Annotated in this window: 19 protein-coding genes; 9 read left to right on the plus strand and 10 right to left on the minus strand. The window is 66.4% G+C overall.

The window, feature by feature from the left end:
• Positions 1-18 precede the first annotated feature (18 nt).
• Entirely contained in the window at positions 19-1,113 is a 1,095-nt protein-coding gene (locus D8676_RS06495; RefSeq protein ID WP_121580031.1) for a nickel/cobalt transporter, read from the plus strand.
• A 3-nt stretch (positions 1,114-1,116) separates the two neighbouring features.
• Here D8676_RS06495 and D8676_RS06500 read toward each other — a convergent pair whose 3' ends face one another.
• The 4 genes from D8676_RS06500 to D8676_RS06515 form a co-directional block, all read right to left on the minus strand.
• Positions 1,117-1,323 carry a hypothetical protein gene (locus tag D8676_RS06500; protein WP_121580032.1) on the minus strand — a complete coding sequence of 69 codons (207 nt, stop codon included), beginning with the start codon at positions 1,321-1,323 and terminating at the stop codon, positions 1,117-1,119.
• Between the two features lie 85 nt (positions 1,324-1,408).
• Positions 1,409-2,167: an SDR family oxidoreductase gene (locus D8676_RS06505; RefSeq protein ID WP_121580033.1), complete on the minus strand. Its 759-nt coding sequence runs from the start codon at positions 2,165-2,167 to the stop codon at positions 1,409-1,411.
• 18 nt (positions 2,168-2,185) lie between these two features.
• Positions 2,186-3,064 (minus strand): cation diffusion facilitator family transporter, encoded by an 879-nt coding sequence (locus tag D8676_RS06510; protein WP_245426679.1) that lies wholly within the window; start codon positions 3,062-3,064, stop codon positions 2,186-2,188.
• 194 nt (positions 3,065-3,258) lie between these two features.
• Positions 3,259-3,939, minus strand: a complete 681-nt coding sequence (locus D8676_RS06515) for a GNAT family protein (protein ID WP_121580035.1) — start codon at positions 3,937-3,939, stop codon at positions 3,259-3,261.
• Positions 3,940-4,011: 72 nt separating this feature from the next.
• Here D8676_RS06515 and D8676_RS06520 point away from each other — a divergent pair, with 72 nt between their 5' ends.
• The 3 genes from D8676_RS06520 to D8676_RS06530 are packed head-to-tail and all read left to right on the plus strand — an operon-like array spanning position 4,012 to position 5,867.
• A complete protein-coding gene (locus tag D8676_RS06520) occupies positions 4,012-4,248 on the plus strand; it encodes a type II toxin-antitoxin system VapB family antitoxin (protein ID WP_121580036.1) in 237 nt (78 codons plus the stop codon).
• Positions 4,248-4,664, plus strand: a complete 417-nt coding sequence (locus tag D8676_RS06525) for a type II toxin-antitoxin system VapC family toxin (protein WP_121580037.1) — start codon at positions 4,248-4,250, stop codon at positions 4,662-4,664. Before D8676_RS06520 ends, D8676_RS06525 begins: the two co-directional genes overlap by 1 nt.
• A 3-nt stretch (positions 4,665-4,667) precedes the next feature.
• Entirely contained in the window at positions 4,668-5,867 is a 1,200-nt protein-coding gene (locus D8676_RS06530; RefSeq protein ID WP_121580038.1) for a pyridoxal phosphate-dependent aminotransferase, read from the plus strand.
• Between the two features lie 27 nt (positions 5,868-5,894).
• Here the strand turns inward: D8676_RS06530 and D8676_RS06535 are convergent, their stop codons facing one another.
• Positions 5,895-6,527: a LysE family translocator gene (locus tag D8676_RS06535; RefSeq protein ID WP_121580039.1), complete on the minus strand. Its 633-nt coding sequence runs from the start codon at positions 6,525-6,527 to the stop codon at positions 5,895-5,897.
• A 174-nt stretch (positions 6,528-6,701) separates the two neighbouring features.
• On the opposite strand from D8676_RS06535, the gene D8676_RS06540 reads away from it, so the two are divergent.
• Positions 6,702-7,064: a YciI family protein gene (locus tag D8676_RS06540; protein ID WP_121580040.1), complete on the plus strand. Its 363-nt coding sequence runs from the start codon at positions 6,702-6,704 to the stop codon at positions 7,062-7,064.
• A gap of 3 nt (positions 7,065-7,067) precedes the next feature.
• On the opposite strand, the gene D8676_RS06545 is transcribed toward D8676_RS06540, so the two are convergent.
• The 3 genes from D8676_RS06545 to D8676_RS06555 all read right to left on the minus strand — a co-directional run bounded on the left by D8676_RS06545 (position 7,068) and on the right by D8676_RS06555 (position 9,842).
• A complete protein-coding gene (locus tag D8676_RS06545; RefSeq protein ID WP_121580041.1) occupies positions 7,068-7,838 on the minus strand; it encodes an SDR family oxidoreductase in 771 nt (256 codons plus the stop codon).
• A 204-nt stretch (positions 7,839-8,042) separates the two neighbouring features.
• A complete protein-coding gene (locus tag D8676_RS06550) occupies positions 8,043-8,822 on the minus strand; it encodes a tellurite resistance TerB family protein (protein ID WP_121580042.1) in 780 nt (259 codons plus the stop codon).
• A gap of 90 nt (positions 8,823-8,912) precedes the next feature.
• Positions 8,913-9,842 (minus strand): rhodanese-related sulfurtransferase, encoded by a 930-nt coding sequence (locus D8676_RS06555; protein ID WP_121580043.1) that lies wholly within the window; start codon positions 9,840-9,842, stop codon positions 8,913-8,915.
• Positions 9,843-9,949: 107 nt separating this feature from the next.
• Here D8676_RS06555 and D8676_RS06560 point away from each other — a divergent pair, with 107 nt between their 5' ends.
• Genes D8676_RS06560 through D8676_RS06570 form a run of 3 tightly spaced genes read left to right on the plus strand, consistent with a single transcriptional unit; the run spans position 9,950 to position 12,650 of the window.
• Entirely contained in the window at positions 9,950-10,867 is a 918-nt protein-coding gene (locus tag D8676_RS06560; protein ID WP_348629001.1) for an N-acetylmuramidase domain-containing protein, read from the plus strand.
• 58 nt (positions 10,868-10,925) lie between these two features.
• Complete coding sequence (locus tag D8676_RS06565; RefSeq protein ID WP_121580045.1) at positions 10,926-11,567, plus strand: 2-dehydro-3-deoxy-phosphogluconate aldolase; 642 nt, start codon at positions 10,926-10,928, stop codon at positions 11,565-11,567.
• Positions 11,568-11,579: 12 nt separating this feature from the next.
• On the plus strand, positions 11,580-12,650 hold the full coding sequence (locus tag D8676_RS06570; protein ID WP_121580046.1) for a D-alanine--D-alanine ligase family protein: 1,071 nt from the start codon (positions 11,580-11,582) through the stop codon (positions 12,648-12,650).
• Positions 12,651-12,737: 87 nt separating this feature from the next.
• On the opposite strand, the gene D8676_RS06575 is transcribed toward D8676_RS06570, so the two are convergent.
• Complete coding sequence (locus D8676_RS06575; RefSeq protein WP_245426638.1) at positions 12,738-14,303, minus strand: DUF882 domain-containing protein; 1,566 nt, start codon at positions 14,301-14,303, stop codon at positions 12,738-12,740.
• A gap of 316 nt (positions 14,304-14,619) precedes the next feature.
• On the minus strand, positions 14,620-16,128 hold the full coding sequence (locus tag D8676_RS06580; protein WP_121580047.1) for a sigma-54 dependent transcriptional regulator: 1,509 nt from the start codon (positions 16,126-16,128) through the stop codon (positions 14,620-14,622).
• Positions 16,129-16,271: 143 nt separating this feature from the next.
• Here D8676_RS06580 and D8676_RS06585 point away from each other — a divergent pair, with 143 nt between their 5' ends.
• Entirely contained in the window at positions 16,272-18,125 is a 1,854-nt protein-coding gene (locus tag D8676_RS06585) for a M3 family oligoendopeptidase (RefSeq protein ID WP_121580048.1), read from the plus strand.
• Positions 18,126-18,142: the final 17 nt, after the last annotated feature.

Below are 18,142 nucleotides of genomic sequence, written 5' to 3' on the forward strand. Positions count from 1 at the left end.
GGCGAGGGGAGACGGGATTTGCAAAAGACAACGGTCCGGATCGTCTTCGGCCTGCTCGCGCTGACCTATGTGCTCACGCATTTCATGGGACATGCGCATGCGCAGAGTTCGCTCGGCATCGGCACGGCCGAGACGGCGGTGCCTTCGACCGGGCTGTTCGCCGGCTGGCTGAACTGGATCAATGTGCAGCAGCAGGGTTTCTACCGGGCGCTGACCGGCGCGCTCAAGGGCATGCGCGAGGACGGCAGCCGGCTGTGGGTGCTCGTCGGCCTCTCTTTCGCCTATGGCGTCTTCCACGCCGCCGGGCCCGGTCACGGCAAGGCGGTGATCTCCTCCTACATGCTCGCCAACGAGGTGGCGCTGAGGCGCGGCATCATGCTTTCCTTCGTGTCGGCCTTTCTGCAGGCGGTGACGGCGATCCTGGTCATGGCGCTGGTGTTCTTGGTGCTGCGCGGCACCTCGGTGTCGATGACCGACGCGACCTGGTTCCTCGAGATCGTGAGCTATGTGCTGATCACGCTGTTCGGCGCATGGCTGCTCTGGCAGAAGGCGGGGCCGCGGCTGCTGTCGCTGTTCGGCGCCGGTCCCGCCCACAGCCTGTCGGCCGCGCATTCGCACGATCACGGGCATGCGCATGTGCATCACGGCCACGCGCACGACCATCACCATCATGGCCACCATGCGCACAGTCACGCGCACGAACATGCTCATGGGCATGCCCACGCCGCGGGCGAGGTCTGCGAGACCTGCGGCCACAGCCACGCGCCGGACCCGGCGATGCTGTCGGGCGACCGCTTCAGCTGGAAGACGGCTTGGTCGGCGGTCGCCGCGGTCGGGCTGCGGCCATGCTCCGGCGCACTGATCGTCTTGACCTTCGCCTTCCTCAACGGCCTCTTCGTCGGCGGGGTGATGTCGGTCTTCGCGATGGCGGTCGGCACCGCGATCACAGTCTCAGTGCTGGCGACGCTAGCCGTCACCGCCAAGAACTGGGCGGTGGCCTATGCCGGCGATGGACGCATGGGCAACCGCGTGCACGCGACGATCGAGATCGCCGGCGCGGCAATGGTGCTCCTGCTCGGCCTGCTGCTGCTCACCGCCAGCCTGGCGACATAAAGGTCAGCCGCCGCGTTTGCGCTGGCTCCTGCCGCGCAGCCAGAACACCATGAAAAAGGCGGCGACGAAGAGTACGGCGATGACGCCGGCGACGGCCGTCGAAAAATTGCCGACCGCGAGCATGACGGTCGGCAGGTAGAAGGCGCCGAGCCCGAAGACGGCGAGAAGAACGGCGGCGGCGATGGCGGAGTTGCGGTTTTCCGGGGTCATGCGGCCTTCCTAGCCCAAGCGCGGCGCATCGGCGACAGGGCGCCCGTGCAGCATGGTGACGCGGAGCGGCCTGCCTGAGAGGTGGTCACAGCGCGAAACCGCCATCGACCTGCATCACCGTGCCGGTGGTGAAGGCGGCCTCGTCGGAGGCCAGGTAGACGACGATCGGCGCGATCTCGGCGGCCTCGGCGACGCGGCCCATCGGCTGGCGCTGCACGAACATCTCCAGCGCCTTCTCCTTGCTGCCCCATTCCTTGCCGAGCGTCTCGACGCGGTCTTCCCAGGAGGGCGACTTGAAGGTGCCGGGAGCGACCGCGTTGCAGCGGACGCCGTCGCGGATGAAGTCGGCGGCGACCGCCTTGGTCAGGCCGATGACAGCGGCCTTGCTGGCGCCGTATGCATAGCGGTTCGGGATGCCGCGCACGGAGGAGGCCCCGGACGCGATGTTGACGATGGAGCTCGTCCTGCCGCTCTCCTTGGCCCGCTCCAGCATTCCGGGCAGGAAGGCCCGGATCGTGCGGTGCATGGACTTCACGTTGAGGTCGAAGGAGAAATCCCAGTCCTTCTCGCTGGTGGTGAGCACGGTGCCGTGATGCACGAAGCCCGCCACGTTGACCAGGATGTCGACCGGCCCGACCTTGGCGGCATAGGCATCCACGGCCTTGGTCGAGAGCACGTCGAGCTTCGCTTTCTTGGCGCGGGCGAGCCCCTCGAGCTTGTCGCGGGAAACGTCGGAGGCGTAGACGGTCGCGCCCTCCGCCACGAAGGCCTCGGCGATCGCCCGGCCGATGCCCTGTCCTGCCGCCGTGACGACGGCGATCTTCCCCTTCAGCCTGCCTGCCATGATGTCCCCTGATGAATGTTAGTGCTGATTTCCCGATGGTTCGTCCGTACAGGCGCCGAATTCCGGCTCGACGGTGGCATGGTCGATGCCGTGCGTCTTGGCAAGCCGCGATTTTATCGCAGTGACGGCGGCGTAGGCGTCGGTCCCGTCGGTGAGGCAGGCGTGCAGCGTCGCCATGTTCCTGGCGCCGTCCATCGACCAGACATGCATGTGATGGATCTCGCGCACCCCGGCCACATTGGCCGCGATGTCCTTCGCGATCCCGTCGCGGTCGAGGCTGTCAGGCACGCCTTCGAGCAGCAGATTGCCCGACTCGCGCACCAGCGACCAGGCGCTGCGGAAGAGGAGCACGGCGACCAGCGCCGAGAGGATCGGGTCGATCAGCACCCAGCCGGTGGTGATGATGACCGCCGCCGCGACAAGCGCGGCGACGGAGCCGAGCAGGTCGCCCAGGACATGCAGGATGGCACCGCGCATGTTGAGGCTTTCGCGGTCGCCGCCATGCAGCACCAGGAAGGCGACGATGTTGACGATGAGGCCGAGGACGGCGATGACCAGCATCGGACCGCCGAGCACCGGCGTCGGGTCGTTGAGGCGATGGAAGGCCTCGACCACGATCCAGGCACCGATGGCGAAGACGGCTATGCCGTTGGTGTATGCGACCAGGGTCTTCACCCGGTGGAAGCCGTAGGTCAGCCGCGGGGTGGCCTTCCTGTCGGCGAGGTGGAAGGCGTACCAGGCGAGCAGCAGCGAGATCGAGTCGGTCAGCATGTGGCCGGCGTCTGCAAGCAGCGCCAGCGAGCCGGTGATGATGCCGCCGGCGGCCTCGGCGACCATGAAGCCGCCGGTCAGGCAGGCGGCGATGAGGACGCGTGTCTTGTCCGTCGAGCCGTGCACATGGCCGGGGCCGTGGCTGTGGCCGGCGTGACCATGCCCGGCATGGCCGTGCCCGACATGGCCGGGGGCTTCATGAGCGTGCCCCGAATGGTCATGGTCGGGGTGGTCATGATCGGAATGGTCGTGGTCGTGGCGGTGGCCGCCATGACCGGGGGAAGATGCCAAAACAGACCTCGTCGTAACGAAATAACCTTTCACGCCAAGGACTTACGAAAATCCTCCAGGCGGCGTTTCTGGTTTCCGTCACTATCAAAATTGGCCGGATCGAGCCAGCCCTCATATGCCGTCTTCAGCGCAGGCCATTCCTTGTCGATGATCGAGTACCAGGCGGTGTCGCGGTTCTCGCCCTTGATGATCATGTGCTGGCGGAACACGCCCTCGAACTGGAAGCCGAAGCGTTCGGCGGCGCGTTTCGACGGCCCGTTGTTGTTGTTGCACTTCCATTCCCAGCGGCGGTAGCCGAGATCGTCGAAGATGTGCTGCATGAAGAGATAGTGCGCTTCCGTCGCCGCCGGCCTGCGCTGCATCAGCGGCCCCCAGTGGATGTGGCCGATCTCGATGACGCCGTTGGCCGGATCGATCCGCAGGAAGGTCTGGCGGCCGGCGATTTTGCCCGACGCTTTGTCGATGGCCGTGAAATAGAGCGGATCCGTGCTCGCCTCGGCCTTGTCGAGCCAGGGCTGGAACGCGGCGCGGCTCTCAGGCGTCGTCTCGCCCAGCCAGCGGAAGCGCTCGTCGGCGTTGGCGACGGTTGCCGCCTCGAAGAGCCCGTCGCCATGTGCCGCGGCGGAGAGGGGTTCGAGCCGCACATAGCGGCCTTCGAGCGACTTTCGCTCGGGGCGCGGGCGCGGAGTCCAGTCCTTCAGATCGGCCATGCAAAAACCTCGCCTGCTTGAGAATGGAAGCATAGCAGTATATGCTTCCATTCCAGCAAGGAGATAGGGCCAGTGGCCATCACCATTAGGAACACGGAGATCGAAAACATGATCCGCGAGATCGGTCGCCATACTGGCGAAGGCCCGAGCGCGGTGATCGCCCGTGCCGTTCGCAGCCTGAATGGTGACCAACTTTCGCCGGAGGAGTCGCGCGCAAAGCTGAACCGGCTCATGCGCGGAGTGCCGCCGCGTGATCCGAAGCTGACGTGGAAAGACCTCGAGAACGACATGAACAGCATTTTCGACTGATGTCCGACGCCGTCGTCTCGTCCTGCGTGATAGACACGTCGGCGATCGTCGCCGTGCTTGCCCGCGAGCCCGATGCCATCCCCTTGATCGAGGCGCTGGGTTCATTCCCTCACCGCGTCCTGCCGCCGTCTTGCGTGGTCGAGCTTTGTTTCCTGCGCAGGCTGGGGGTGGACATGAAGCGCTGGCTGTCGGACTTCATGCATGAATACGATGTCACGATCCTGCCCATGGACAGCCACATCGCCTGGCTGGCCGCGGAGGCCGCGACACGTTACGGACGCGGCTCGGGCCATCCCGCGAAGCTGAATTTCGGCGATTGCATGTCCTATGCCTTCGCACGGAATCTGGACGCCTCCCTTCTTTTCAAGGGAGAAGATTTTGCGCATACCGACATAAAGACAGCTCTACCGAGGTAACACATGCTCCACACCGTCGCCGCCTTCGACCGGCTGGGCGAAGAGAACGCCTTCGCCGTGCTTGCCCGTGCCACCGCGCTCGCAGCGCAAGGCAAGGACATCATCAACCTTGGCATCGGCCAGCCCGACTTCAAGACGCCGGGCCACATCGTCGAGGCGGCGATCAAGGCGCTGAAGGACGGACATCACGGCTATACGCCGGCGACCGGCCTGCTTGCCACCCGCGAGGCGGTGGTGCGCCGGACCCTGACGACGACCGGCGTCGAGGTGTCGCCCGAAAACGTGATGATCCTGCCCGGCGGCAAGCCCACCATGTATGCGGCGATCATCATGTTCGGCGAGCCGGGTGCGGAGATCATGTACCCGGATCCCGGCTTCCCGATCTACCGCTCGATGATCGAGTTCACCGGCGCGACGCCTGTGCCGATCCCGATCCGCGAGGAGAACGGTTTTGCCTTCTCGGCCGAGGAGACGCTGGCGCTGATCACGCAAAAGACAAGGCTGATCATCCTCAACTCGCCGGCCAACCCGACCGGCGGCGTGACGCCGAAGGCCGAGATCGACAAGCTGGTGAAGGGGCTGGAGAAGCATCCCGACGTCGCGATCCTGTCCGACGAGATCTACGACGTGATGACCTATGACGGTGAGCAGCACACCTCGCTGCTCAACTACCCCGAAATCCGCGACCGGCTGATCGTGCTCAACGGCTGGTCGAAGACCTGGGCGATGACCGGCTGGCGCATGGGCTGGTCGATCTGGCCGAACGGCGAGAAGGGCGGAAACCTCTACGACAAGGTGCGGAAGCTCGCGGTGAACTGCTGGTCCTGCGTCAATGCGCCGAGCCAGTTCGCCGGCATCGCGGCGATCGACGGGCCGCAGGACGAGGTGGAGAAGATGATGAAGGCCTTCGACCGGCGGCGGAAGATCGTGGTCGAGGGGCTGAACGACCTGCCCGGCGTCTCCTGCATCACGCCGAAAGGCGCCTTCTATGCCTTCCCGAACGTGTCGAAGACCGGCTGGAAGGCGAAGAAGCTGGCCTCCGAACTGCTGGATGACGCCGGCGTCGCGCTGATCGGCGGACCGGATTTCGGCGTGCTCGGTGAAGGCTATATCCGCCTGAGCTACGCCAATTCAGAAGAGAATATCCTCAGGGCGCTGGAACGGATGAAGGCTTTTCTGAACAGGACGCATAATCAGGGCTGAGCCTGATAAGCCATCGACGGCCGGATGCTACAATCTGGCCGTCGCGAGCTTGAAGCTGGCGAACAGGAAGAAGCAGCCGAGACCGGCCTCGATCCAGCGGCGGGCGCGCACATAGGTGGCGCGGACCGGGGCGGAGGACAGAAGCAGCGCATAGCCGCCGTGGCCGAGGAACGAGTTCACGAAGGCGACGACGACGAAGAGGGCTACCACCGGCAGCGGCGCATCGCCGACGCCGCCGACGCTGGCGATGGCCAGCCAGAACATGATCGCCTTGGGGTTCGAAATCTGCAGCACGAAGCCGGCAAGTCCGGTGCGCCAGACGCTTTCGTGCCCGACCTTTCCAACGACGAGTTTTGGCGTCGAGGCGGCGTTGCGAAACGCCTTCCAGGCCAGCCAGGCCAGATAGGCCGCGCCGGCGAAGCGCAGCACGGTCATCAGTTCGGCGACCTGGGCGAGGATCGCGGTGACCCCGGCGACCGTCGCGACGGCCAGCACGATCGATCCGCAGGCGACGCCGAAGGCGGCGACCACGGAGGGCAGCCGGCCGCGGCTGGTCGCCACGCCGAGGATGAGCGCCACGCTCGGCCCCGGCGAAAGGATGCCCATGGCCTGGATCGACCAGGCGAGCAGCAGTTGCGGCAGGTATTCGGCGAAGTGCATCGTTTTTCCCGGGCGAGACGTTCGGTTGGAGTTGCCGGGGATCGGCTAGCATAACCTCTGCTGCCAGCGTCGTGGCAGGAGGCGGTCTCCGCTTGGCGCACGGGCCGCCCCTTGGCGCGGCCCCGTGCGCGTGGTCAATTGCGCCCGGTTGTTTCAGGAGAAAGGTGTCTGCCCGTGCTCTACGCAATTCTGGCCTATCACGAGGAGGCGAAGATCACCTCGATGTCGTCCGAGGACCAGGCGGCGCTGATGGCGAACCTATTGAGGATCCAGGGACCGAAGGTCGAGGACGGCAGCCTCGGCCCGCAGGTGCGGCTCGGCGCGACCAGGGAGGCATGCACAGTCCGCGCGCGCGGCATGGTGGTCGATGGCCCCTTTGCCGAGACCAAGGAGCATCTGCTGGGGTTCTACGTCATCGACTGTGGCGAACGCGACGAGGCGATCGCGTTCGCGCGCGAACTGCAGCAGGTCAATCCGACCGCGGTCTACGAAATCCGGCCGGTCCCGCTCTACATTCGCGGAGCGCCGCTGGGGTGACCGCTATCCCCTGCCGACGAACGGCATCTTGGTCGCCATGACGGTCATGAAGAGCACGTTGGCCTCCGGCGGCAGGCTCGACATATAGACCACCGCTTCGGCCACGCGCTGCACGTCCATCACCGCCTCGGTCGCCATCTCGCCATTGGCCTGCGGCATGCCTGTCGTCATGGCGCGGGCCATGTCGGTCAGCGCGTTGCCGATGTCGATCTGGCCGCAGGCGATGTCGAAGGGACGCCCGTCGAGCGCCAGCGTCTTGGTCAGGCCGGTGATGGCGTGCTTGGTGGCGGTGTAGGGCACGGAGCCCGGCCGCGGCGCATGCGCCGAGATCGAGCCGTTGTTGATGATGCGGCCGCCCATCGGCGTCTGCCGGCGCATGGCGGCGAAAGCGGCGCGCGCGACCAGGAACGAGCCGGTGAGGTTGACGGCGACGACGTCGTTCCACACCTCGACCGGAATCTCGTCGATGGTCGAGGTCTTGAAACCCATGCCGGCATTGTTGAAGACGAGGTCGATGCGGCCGAACGCCTTGTCCACTTCGGCGAAGAGGGCGTCGACTTCGGCGGGCTTGGTGACGTCGCAGGAAACGGCGAGCGCCTTCGCGGCGGGGCCGGACTTCTGCGCTTCGGCAACCGCCTCGTCGAGCAGGTTCTTGCGGCGGCCGACGAAGACCGTGTTCCAGCCCTCGGCGAGAAGCGCTGCCGCTGTCGCCTTGCCTATGCCTGTGCCGGCTCCGGTGACGATCGCGGTCTTGCCGTTTGCGGGTTTTGCCATCCTGCCTTCCTCCTGGTTTGCGAAAAGACACATGGCAAACACGGGAGGGCAAGGCAAACAAAAAGGGCGGCCATTGGCGACCGCCCCAGTTCGCAGATCAAGCTTGGGAGGAGGAGGCTCGATCCGACTGCTCCAAAGCATGCGCCCGACTGGTTAACGAAAGCTTAACGGCTGCAGCCTCGCTCAGGACGCAACTTCCGCGTGTTACCAGCGCGAACTGCCCGACCCGGAGATGGGCGGTACGGATGTGGGGGAGCCGCGGTCGCTCTCGACATCCACGGTCGCGGGCTCCTTGGCGGCCGAGACGGTGGCCTCGATGTGGTCGACCAGCGCGTCGGGAAGCTGCAGCCGGCCGGCGAGCAGGTCGAGATAACCGCGCTCGGCGCGCGAATCCGGCTCGATGGTGAGGCGCGAGGCGGTGTAGAGCTCGACGCGCTGCGCCTCGGTATGAGCAAGCCCCACCAGCTCGTCGAGGTCGAGCGGCTTTTCCAGCTCCTCGGTCAGGAAGGCTTCGGCCTCCGAACCGATGCCGGCAAGCGCGAGGCGGTCGCCGATCTTCTTCTTCTCCTCGTCGTCGATATGGCCGTCGGCCTTGGCCGCGGCGATCATGGCGCGCACCAAAGCGAGGGTGAATTCGGCTTCGCCCTGCGGTGCCTGGGCAGGATCGAACTCGGTGTTGGAGGGTGGCGGCAGGAGCTCGGGCTGCTTCTGGGCCTCGGCGCCCGGCTGGTCGCCCTTCTGGTAATTCTGGTAGGCCTTGTAGGCGAGGCCGGCGACGGCGGCGAGACCGCCGATCTTCAGCGCGGAGCCGGTCACCTTGCGGCCCGTGCCGGTGCCGAGCAGCACCGCGACCAGCGCGCCGGCGGCAAGCGGATTGTCCTTGGCGAGCTGGGTCGCCTGTCCGGCCTTCTCGCGCACGGTGGATTCGGTGCCGGGGATCTTCGAGCCGAGCAGGTCGTCGAGCAGTTTCTTGGGATCGAACATGAGGGACTCCGGGTTGGCGGGGCGGTCTTCGATCAGGTAGGCGCAGGCGGCGACATTACAATGACGCGCCGGCGAATTCGACGGCGACGATCAACTGCCGATATGCGGGCGGGCGCCGCGCGCGGCGGCGAGTTCGACCTGGCGGTGGCGCTCGGCATAGCGGGCGCGGTCCTGTTCGCTGCGGTCGCCGTGGCAGCGCTCGCAGGAGACGCCCTCGCGGAACTTCGGCGACTGGCGATCGGCGGCGGTGAGCGGGCTGCGGCAGGCGCGGCAGAGTTCGGCCTCGCCGATCTCCAGCCCGTGGGCGACGGAGACGCGCTCGTCGAAGACGAAGCATTCGCCCTGCCAGAGGCTGTCCTCGGCGGGCACCTCCTCGAGATATTTCAGGATGCCGCCCTTGAGGTGGAAGACGTCCTCGATGCCGAGCGAGCGGACATAGGCTGTCGCCTTCTCGCAGCGGATGCCGCCGGTGCAGAACATGGCGACCTTCCTGCCTTCGAGGGCATCCCGGTTGCGGGCGACCCAGTCCGGGAAATCGCGAAAACTCGGCGTTTCGGGATCGATCGCGCCGGCGAAGGTGCCGAGACGGACCTCGTAGTCGTTGCGGGTGTCGATGACCACCGTGCCAGGGTCGGCGATCAGCGCGTTCCAGTCGCCGGGATCGACATAGGCGCCCGCATCGGTCAGCGGGTCGATGTCGGGGACGCCCATGGTGACGATCTCCTTCTTCAGCCGCACCTTCATGCGGTGGAAGGGCATCTCGCCGGCGGTGCTGTATTTGACGTCGAGGCCGGCGAATCCCGGCATCGCCTCCAGATGCGCGACGAGTTCGGCGATCGCGTCCTCGCTGCCCGCGACCGTGCCGTTGATGCCTTCGCGGGCAAGCAGCAGCGTGCCCTTGATGCCGTGCCCGCAGCAGAAGGCGGCGAGCGGCGCGCGCAGGCTTTCATAGTGCTCCAGCCGCACGAAGCGGTAGAGCGCCGCGACGCGGACGGGCTGGGCTGGCGTGGAGACGTTCATGCGCCGGGGCGGTACTGTTTCAACACGGTGTTTTCAAGGCCAAGGCTTCATATGCGGCAGTGCAACTATTTTTTCCACCCTGTCTCAAGTCGGGCGATAGTGGCGGCATGACGGAGGAAAAGATGTTCACGCAGGCGACAGCAGATGAAATCAGGAAAGTGGCGGCGGAGTTCGGGATCGAGCCGGCGGCGCTGCTGGCGGTTGCCGAGATCGAGAGCGGCGGCGACGTCTTTGCCGTGATCGACGGCAGGCAGGAGCCGCTGATCCGCTTCGAGGGCCATTATTTCGACCGGCGGCTTTCGGGAGAAGCGCAGGCACGGGCGCGCGCCGAGGGCCTTGCCTCGCCGGATACCGGCGCGGTCGCCAATCCGGCCTCGCAGGCGGCGCGCTGGGAACTGCTCGAACGGGCCGCCGGGATCGACCGCAAGGCTGCCTATGAATCGGTGTCCTGGGGACTCGGCCAGGTGATGGGTGCGCACTGGGAATGGCTGGGTTTCCCCGATGTGGATGCGCTGGTCGCCGAAGCCCGCACCGGGGCTGGCGGGCAGGCGGGGCTGATGGCGCGCTTCATCCGGAAATCGGGGCTGAAGGACGCGCTCGAAAAACGCGACTGGGAAGCGTTCGCGCGCGGCTATAACGGGCCGGGGTTCCGAAGGAACGCCTATGACACGAAACTCGCAGCCGCCTATCGGCGGCATTCCGGCGGAGGCGATGTCGGCGAGTCCGTCGGCGCGCCTGCCGAAAGGACGGCGCTGCTCGGCAGGGGATCGGCCGGCGAAGCCGTGCGCGACCTGCAGCGGAACCTGTCGGCGCTCGGCTATCCGCTCGCCGCCGACGGCATCTTCGGCAGGGACACGGAGAAGGCCGTGCGGGCTTTCCAGCGGGACCACGGGCTGGACGCGGACGGCATCGCCGGCCCCAGGACATTCGCGGCGATCGGCGAAGCGCTGCCGTTCGGCGGAGCCGGCGGCTGGGCGCTTGCGGCGTGGCGGCGGGTAAGCCGCTGGCTCGGCCTGCGTTCATAGACTCGCCATCCGCCTTCTGCTAACCGGTCCAAAATCCCCGCGCGCCGAAAGAGGACCCATGACCGGAAAATCCGAAAAGCTCATCTCCCTGCTCGGCGGCCAGCCGGTCATCCCGGTGCTGAAGGTGAAGGACGCGGCGGACGCGGTGCCACTTGCCCGCGCTCTTGCTGCCGGCGGCCTGCGGATGATCGAGATCACGCTGCGCACCAAGGATGCGCTGGAGGCGATCCGCCGCGTGGCCGGCGAGGTCGAGGAGGCAATTGTCGGTGCCGGCACCGTGCTCGATCCGAAGCAGTTCGCGGAGGCGGCCGCCGCCGGCTCGAAATTCATCGTCAGCCCCGGCGTGACGGCGAGCCTGATCGCTGCGCAAGGCGACAGCGAGGTGCCGCTGCTGCCCGGCGCGATCACGCCGGGCGAGGTCATGATGGCGCTGGAAGCCGGCATCAGTTTCCAGAAATTCTTTCCGGCCGAGCAGGCCGGCGGCACCGTGTTTCTGCGGTCGCTCGCCTCGCCGCTCGCCGCGGTGCGCTTCTGTCCGACCGGCGGCATCTCGGCGCTCAACGCGCCGGAATATCTCGCCGTGCCGAACGTGGTCTGCGTCGGCGGCTCGTGGGTGGCGCCGGACGAGATGATCCGCGAAGGCAAATGGGACATGATCGAATCGCTCGCCCGCCAGGCGAGCGAGCTGAAGCCGATCTGAGCCTCGTCGCCCATGGCCGCGAACAGGTTGCGCATAGCGGTGCTCTTTGGCGGACGCTCCGCCGAGCATGACGTCTCGGTGATGTCCGCCAACAACGTCATGCGCGCGCTTGATGCGGCGAAATACGATGCCGTCCCGGTCTTCGTCACCCGCGAGGGACGCTGGCTGCTGTCGAGCTACGAGGACGGGACGCTGGCGAAGCCCGCCGGCGGCGTGGAACTCAGCCTGGTGCCGGGCGGGCAGGGGCGCGTGCTCGCCATCCCGCAGGAAGGCGCGCCGCACGAACTGCCTGCAATCGACATCATGTTTCCGGTCCTGCACGGGTTGCATGGCGAGGACGGCGCAATTCAAGGGCTGGCGGAAGTGGCGCGCGTGCCGCTCGCCGGATGCGGCATACTCGGGTCAGCGACCGCGCTCGACAAGGATATCGCCAAGCGCCTCATGAAGGAGGCGGGCCTCTCCGTTGCGCGGTCGGTCACCATCCAGCAGGGCTCGACCCCGGATTTTACGGAGATCGAGGGCGAACTCGGGCTTCCGGTCTTCATCAAGCCGGCCCGGCAGGGCTCCTCCGTCGGGGTGAGCAAGGTTTCCAGCGAGGCGGAATACAAGGCGGCGCTCACCGAAGGGTTCCGGCACGACCGCAAGCTGCTGGCCGAACAATTCATCCGCGGACGCGAGATCGAATGCAGCGTGCTGGAGGATACCGAGGGCGCGCTTTTCGTCTCGCGCCCCGGCGAGATCGTGCCCGCCGAAAGCCACGGCTTCTACAGCTACGACGCCAAATATATCGACGAGCAGGGCGCGGCGCTGAAGGTGCCGGCGGAACTGGCGCAGGGGATCGAAGGCAAGGTCCGGGAACTGGCCGCCGCCGCCTTCCGGGCGCTCGGCTGCGACGCCATGGCGCGCGTCGACTTCTTCGTGACCGAGGACATGGAGTGCCTCGTCAACGAGGTGAACACGATCCCCGGCTTCACCGACATCAGCATGTATTCGAAGGCGATGGCCGCGAGCGGCGTCAGCTATCCCGAGATCATCGACCGGCTGGTGGAGCACGGACTGGCGCGGGCAGGGCGGTCGGCCTGAGGCGCCGCTCGTGCGCCGTCCGCTCGAAGGGCTGCAAATGAAAAAGGCCGGCGATGCCGGCCTTTTTGTTTTGCCAGAGCTGGCGGTTCAGTTCTCGAAGCGGGCGACCGGCATGAAGGTGATCGCCTTGCCGCTGAAGCGGCTGGCGTCGGCCACCACCGTGTCGCGCTGGAAGCCGGTGGCGTAGACCTCGCTCGCCACGCTGCGCAGATGCTCGATCGACGGGCCGCCGGCGGCGTAGGCGAGATGCGTCTCGCCGCTGAGCGCCCAGCGGGCGGCCTCCGGCTGGGCGGCAACGACCAGCGGCTTCGGAGCCGGCCTGGCGCCGGAACGGGCGCGGGCGGCCTTCTCCGTCGTCTTCACGCTGCCCGGCTTGGCCGCGGCTTCGGTGTCGCGGGAAAGCGAGGCGACAGCTTCGTCGATGCCGGCAGGCCTGGAGAGCCCTGCGAGACGGTTGCTGTTTTCCTGGATCACGGCCTCGATGGCGTCGGATTCGGAGCCGTTCAGGCCGGCAAGGCCGACTTCCTGCAGGACCGCGGCGCTATCGGATTCGGGCTGTGCGAGGGCGAGCAGCGAGCCGTCCTCCCCGACCCCGGGATCGGGCCGCCAGGTCGGCAGCGGGACGTTGATGCCGGCGTCTTCGCCGATCTCGTCGCCGCCGTCCTCCGGCAGCACCTCGGCCATGCCGAAGGGGATGTTTTCGGGCTGCGCTGCGGCAACCGTCGTCGGGCCGACATCGGCCTGCGGCCGCGGCGCGAAGGCCGGCAGCGGGATGTCGCGTGCGGGGAGCGCCGCGATGATCGTCTCGGGGGTCGCCTCGATCGGCTCCTCGACCGCCGGTGTGGCAGCGGCTGCGGGCGTGGCGAGCTCCGGCGGGACGATCTGGATCTCGCCGGCAGGCTTCTTCGGCGCCCGCGCGGCAGGGGCGGCGGCTGCGACCGATTCTTCGCCGTTGTCCTCTTCCTCGTCGGCGCCGCCGCCGAAGAGCGCCGAGAGCAGGCCGCCGGACCGGCCGGACTTCGAAGGGCTGGCGGCAAGGGCGAGCGCGGTGGTGCCGCTCTTCTTGCGTGCCTCGTAGGAGGCGAGCGCGGTCTCGAAGCCGGGCAACGGCTTGCCGTCGGAAGGCACATGCAGCGTCTTGCCGTTCGGGAACACCGCGACCAGCTCCTGGCGGCTCATGCGCGGCCAGTGGCGCACGTTGCCGACGTCCATGTGGACGAAGGGCGAGCCGGAACGCGGATAATAGCCGACGCCGCCGGCCTGGGCGCGCAAGCCTGCGTCGCGCAGCTTCTTCAGCGAAACACCGGGGATATAGAAGTCCATCGCCTTGCCGAGCATGTGCTGGCTCTTGTTGGCGACGCCCTTCGAGCGCTTGCGCAGCATCGAGTTGGTGGCCGGCGAGCGATAGGCGGAGACGACGTGGATATAATCCCTGGCGCCGACGGCCTTGTAGGTCTCCCAGACGGCGTCGAGCAGCCGCGGGTCCATCTTCGTAGGCTCGTTGCGCCGCCAGTCGCGCAGGAAATTGTTGATCTTCTTCAGCCCGGCCTGGTCGTAGCGGCCGTTGCGCTTGAAGGTGATCTCGGCCTTTTCCTTGGTGTGGATGAAATAGAGCTTGAGCGTGCGGGTTTCGGCCTCTGCGGCGGGGGCCATGGCCAAAACGAAACCGAAAGCCAGCATGAAACCAGCAAGCCACTTCGGCCAGACCGTGGTCTTCAACGTCCGCCGATCGATGGGTCGGTCTGTATTCGTCAAATCAAATGGCCTTGCAGGCTGCCGTTTGTCCCCGGAGATGACGCACGGATGTGTTGGAAGACATCCGAATATCGATCCTAATGGTTAATCCTCGCTTATTGAAGCCGAAATGCGGTGAGACCGTGGCGGAAATCCGGTGCAAATCGTCAAGCCGATTTCTTGGTAAACCGCAGGTTTAATTCAAATCCCACCCTATCGACGGGGCCTGCCGCGATCAGGAAGCAAGCCGATCCTCCCGATCGGCGCGGCCAGCTTCGGGATCGATACCATATTCCTTGAGCTTCCTGTAGAGCGTCGAGCGCCCTATCCCCAGCCGGCGCGCCACCTCGCTCATCTGGCCCCTGTAGTGGTCGATGGCGAGCCTGATCATCTCGACCTCGACGTCGGCGAGCGTGCGCACATTGCCGCGCTCGTCGAGCGCCTTGAGTATGCCGAACGCCGCCGCCGGGGGCTGAGGGGCGACCCCGGGCGATTCGGCGGCCGCCGTTGCCAAGCCGTTTCCAGGCCGGGTTTCGTGGCGGTCGAGGTCGATGGAACCCTCCATCTGCGCTCGGATCTGCGGGAACTCCTCCTCGGTCAGCGTATCGCCCTCGCAGAGCACGGAAGCCCGGAAAACCGCGTTTTCGAGCTGCCTGATGTTGCCCGGCCAGTCATAGGCGCCGAGCATGGCGAGTGCGCCTTCGGAGATCTTGTCGATGCGCGGCGCGCCCTTGCCGGACGCCACGCGGGCCATGAAATGGCGGACGAGATAAGGGATGTCGGCGCGGCGCTCCCTGAGCGGCGGCACCACGATCGGATAGACGTTGAGGCGGTAGAACAGGTCCTCGCGGAACTTTCCGTCCTTCACCTGCTGCAGAAGGTCGCGGTGGGTGGCGGAGATCAGCCTGATATCGACCTTTACCGTCGATTTGCCGCCGACGGGATCGATCTCGCCGTCCTGCACGGCTCGCAGGAGCTTCACCTGCACGTCCAGGGGGAGGTCGCCGATCTCGTCGAGGAAGAGCGTGCCGCCATGCGCCTCGACGAACTTGCCGACATGTTTTTCGGTGGCGCCGGTGAATGAGCCCTTTTCGTGGCCGAAAAGGATCGATTCGACCAGATTGTCGGGGATGGCGCCGCAATTGACGGTGACGAAGGGTTTTGAGCGGCGCTCGCCCGAGCCCTGGATGGCGCGGGCGACGAGTTCCTTGCCGACGCCCGATTCGCCCTCGACGAGGATCGGGATGTTGGAGGCGGCGGCCTTCTGCGCAAGACGGATCACCTTGTCCATCGCCGGGCTTCTGGTGACGATGTCGCGGAAGGTGACGACGCCGCCCTTCCGCTGTGCGCGCCTTGCGTCGGCCTCCAGCGCCTCGACCTTCAGCGCGTTGGCGATCGCGGTGCGCAGGCGTTCGGGCGAGGCCGGCTTGACGACGAAGTCGACGGCGCCGTTGCGCATGGCCGACACGACGGTGTCGATGCCGCCCTGGGCGGTCTGGACGACGACGGGGATGGCGATGCCGCGCTCGCGCATCGCCTGGAGCACGCCGATGCCGTCGATGCCGGGCATTGCCAGATCGAGCACGATCGCGGCGATATCGCCGCCGGCGGCCGTTTCGAGCGCCGCGAGAGCTGCCTCGCCGCCTTCGGCGAGCAGCGTCTCGTAGCCGAATTTCTGCAATGCCGCCTGGAGCAGGCGGCGCTGCACCGGATCGTCATCGACTATGAGTATGGAACCTGCCATGAGAGATCGCTATTTGGGGCATGCCCTCGGGAGCCGTCGCCGGCGACTGGATCAACTTGGCACAGGCTTCTAAATAACGCTTCAAAAAAGCCGGTGAACGAAGTCTTTAGACTTTTCACGGTTTCGGATCGGAAGGCGGTCAAATGCGGACGTTTTCAACGCAAAGAGCGGTTTCGGCGCAAAGAACGGGCGCCGCGGCGGCGAAAGAGGCCAAGGCGGCGCTCGGTGACCTGCCGGAATGGAACCTCGCCGACCTCTATGCGAGCATGGATGCGCCGGAGCTGAAGGCCGACATCGAGCGCGCCGGGCGCGAATCGCAGGCTTTCGAAACCCGCTGGAAGGGCACGCTCGCCGCCGAGGCGGAGAAAGGCGCGGCGGGCCGGCTCGGCGAAGCGCTGCGGGACTTCGAGGCGCTGGAGGAACTGATCGGCCGCGTCGCCTCCTATGCGGGCCTCGTCTATGCCGGCGACACGTCCGACCCGAAGCGGGCGAAGCTCTACGGCGACATCCAGGAGAAGATGACCGATGCTTCCGCGCATCTCCTGTTCTTTGCGCTGGAGCTCAACCTGATCGACGACGCGCTGATCGAAAAGGCGCTGGCGGCCGATCCGCTGTTCGGCCACTACCGGCCGTGGGTCATCGACCTCAGGAAGGACAAGCCCTATCAGCTCGAGGACCGCATCGAGCAGCTCTTCCACGAGAAGTCGATCACCGGGCGCGGCGCGTGGAACCGCCTGTTCGACGAGACGATGACGGAACTGCGCTTCGACGTCGGCGGCGAGGAGATGCTGCTTGAGCCGACGCTGAACCGGCTGCAGGACGCCGACGGCGCGGTGCGCCGCGAGGCCGCCGAGGCGCTGGCGGCGACCTTCCGCAAGAACCTGCGCAGCTTCACGCTGATCACCAACACGCTGGCCAAGGACAAGGAGATCTCCGACCGCTGGCGTGGCTTCCAGGATATCGCCGATTCCAGGCATCTGGCCAACCGGGTGGAGCGCGAGGTCGTGGATGCGCTGGCCGCCGCCGTTCGCGAAGCCTATCCGCGGCTGTCGCACCGCTATTATGCCATGAAGGCGCGCTGGCTCGGCATGGAGGCGATGAACCACTGGGACCGCAACGCGCCGCTGCCCGAAACCCCGCAGGCGACGATCCAGTGGGACGAAGCGAAGAACACGGTGCTCTCCGCCTACCAGGATTTCTCGCCCGACATGGCGGAGATCGCGCGCACCTTTTTCGACAAGAACTGGATCGATGCGCCGGTGCGCCCCGGCAAGGCGCCGGGCGCCTTCGCGCATCCGACGGTTCCCTCGGCGCACCCCTACGTGCTCCTGAACTACATGGGCAAGCCGCGCGACGTGATGACGCTGGCGCACGAACTCGGCCACGGCGTCCACCAGGTGCTGGCGGCGGGGCAGGGCGCGCTGATGGCGTCGACGCCGCTGACGCTCGCCGAGACGGCCTCGGTGTTCGGCGAGATGCTGACTTTCCGCTCGCTGCTCGACAGGACGAGCGACCGGCGCGAGCGCAAGGCGATGCTCGCCCAGAAGGTCGAGGACATGATCAACACGGTGGTGCGCCAGATCGCCTTCTACGAATTCGAGCGCAAGGTGCACACGGAGCGCAAGAACGGCGAGCTGACGTCGGACAAGATCGGCGAATTCTGGCTGGAGGTGCAGGCAGAGAGCCTGGGCCCGGCGATCAAGCTGCGCGAAGGCTACGAGACGTTCTGGACCTACATCCCGCACTTCATCCATTCGCCCTTCTACGTGTATGCCTATGCTTTCGGCGACTGCCTGGTGAACTCGCTCTACGCGGTCTACCAGAATGCCGAGCGTGGTTTTCAGGAGAAATATTTCGAGATGCTGAAGGCCGGCGGCACCAAGCACCATTCGGAGCTCCTGAAGCCGTTCGGGCTCGATGCATCGGACCCGAAATTCTGGCAGATCGGGCTCGGCGTGATCAGCGGGCTGATCGACGAGCTGGAAGCGCTGGACTAGGCAAAGGCCACCCGATC

The organism is Mesorhizobium sp. YM1C-6-2, assembly GCF_003666685.1.
Classification (GTDB): domain Bacteria; phylum Pseudomonadota; class Alphaproteobacteria; order Rhizobiales; family Rhizobiaceae; genus Mesorhizobium_K.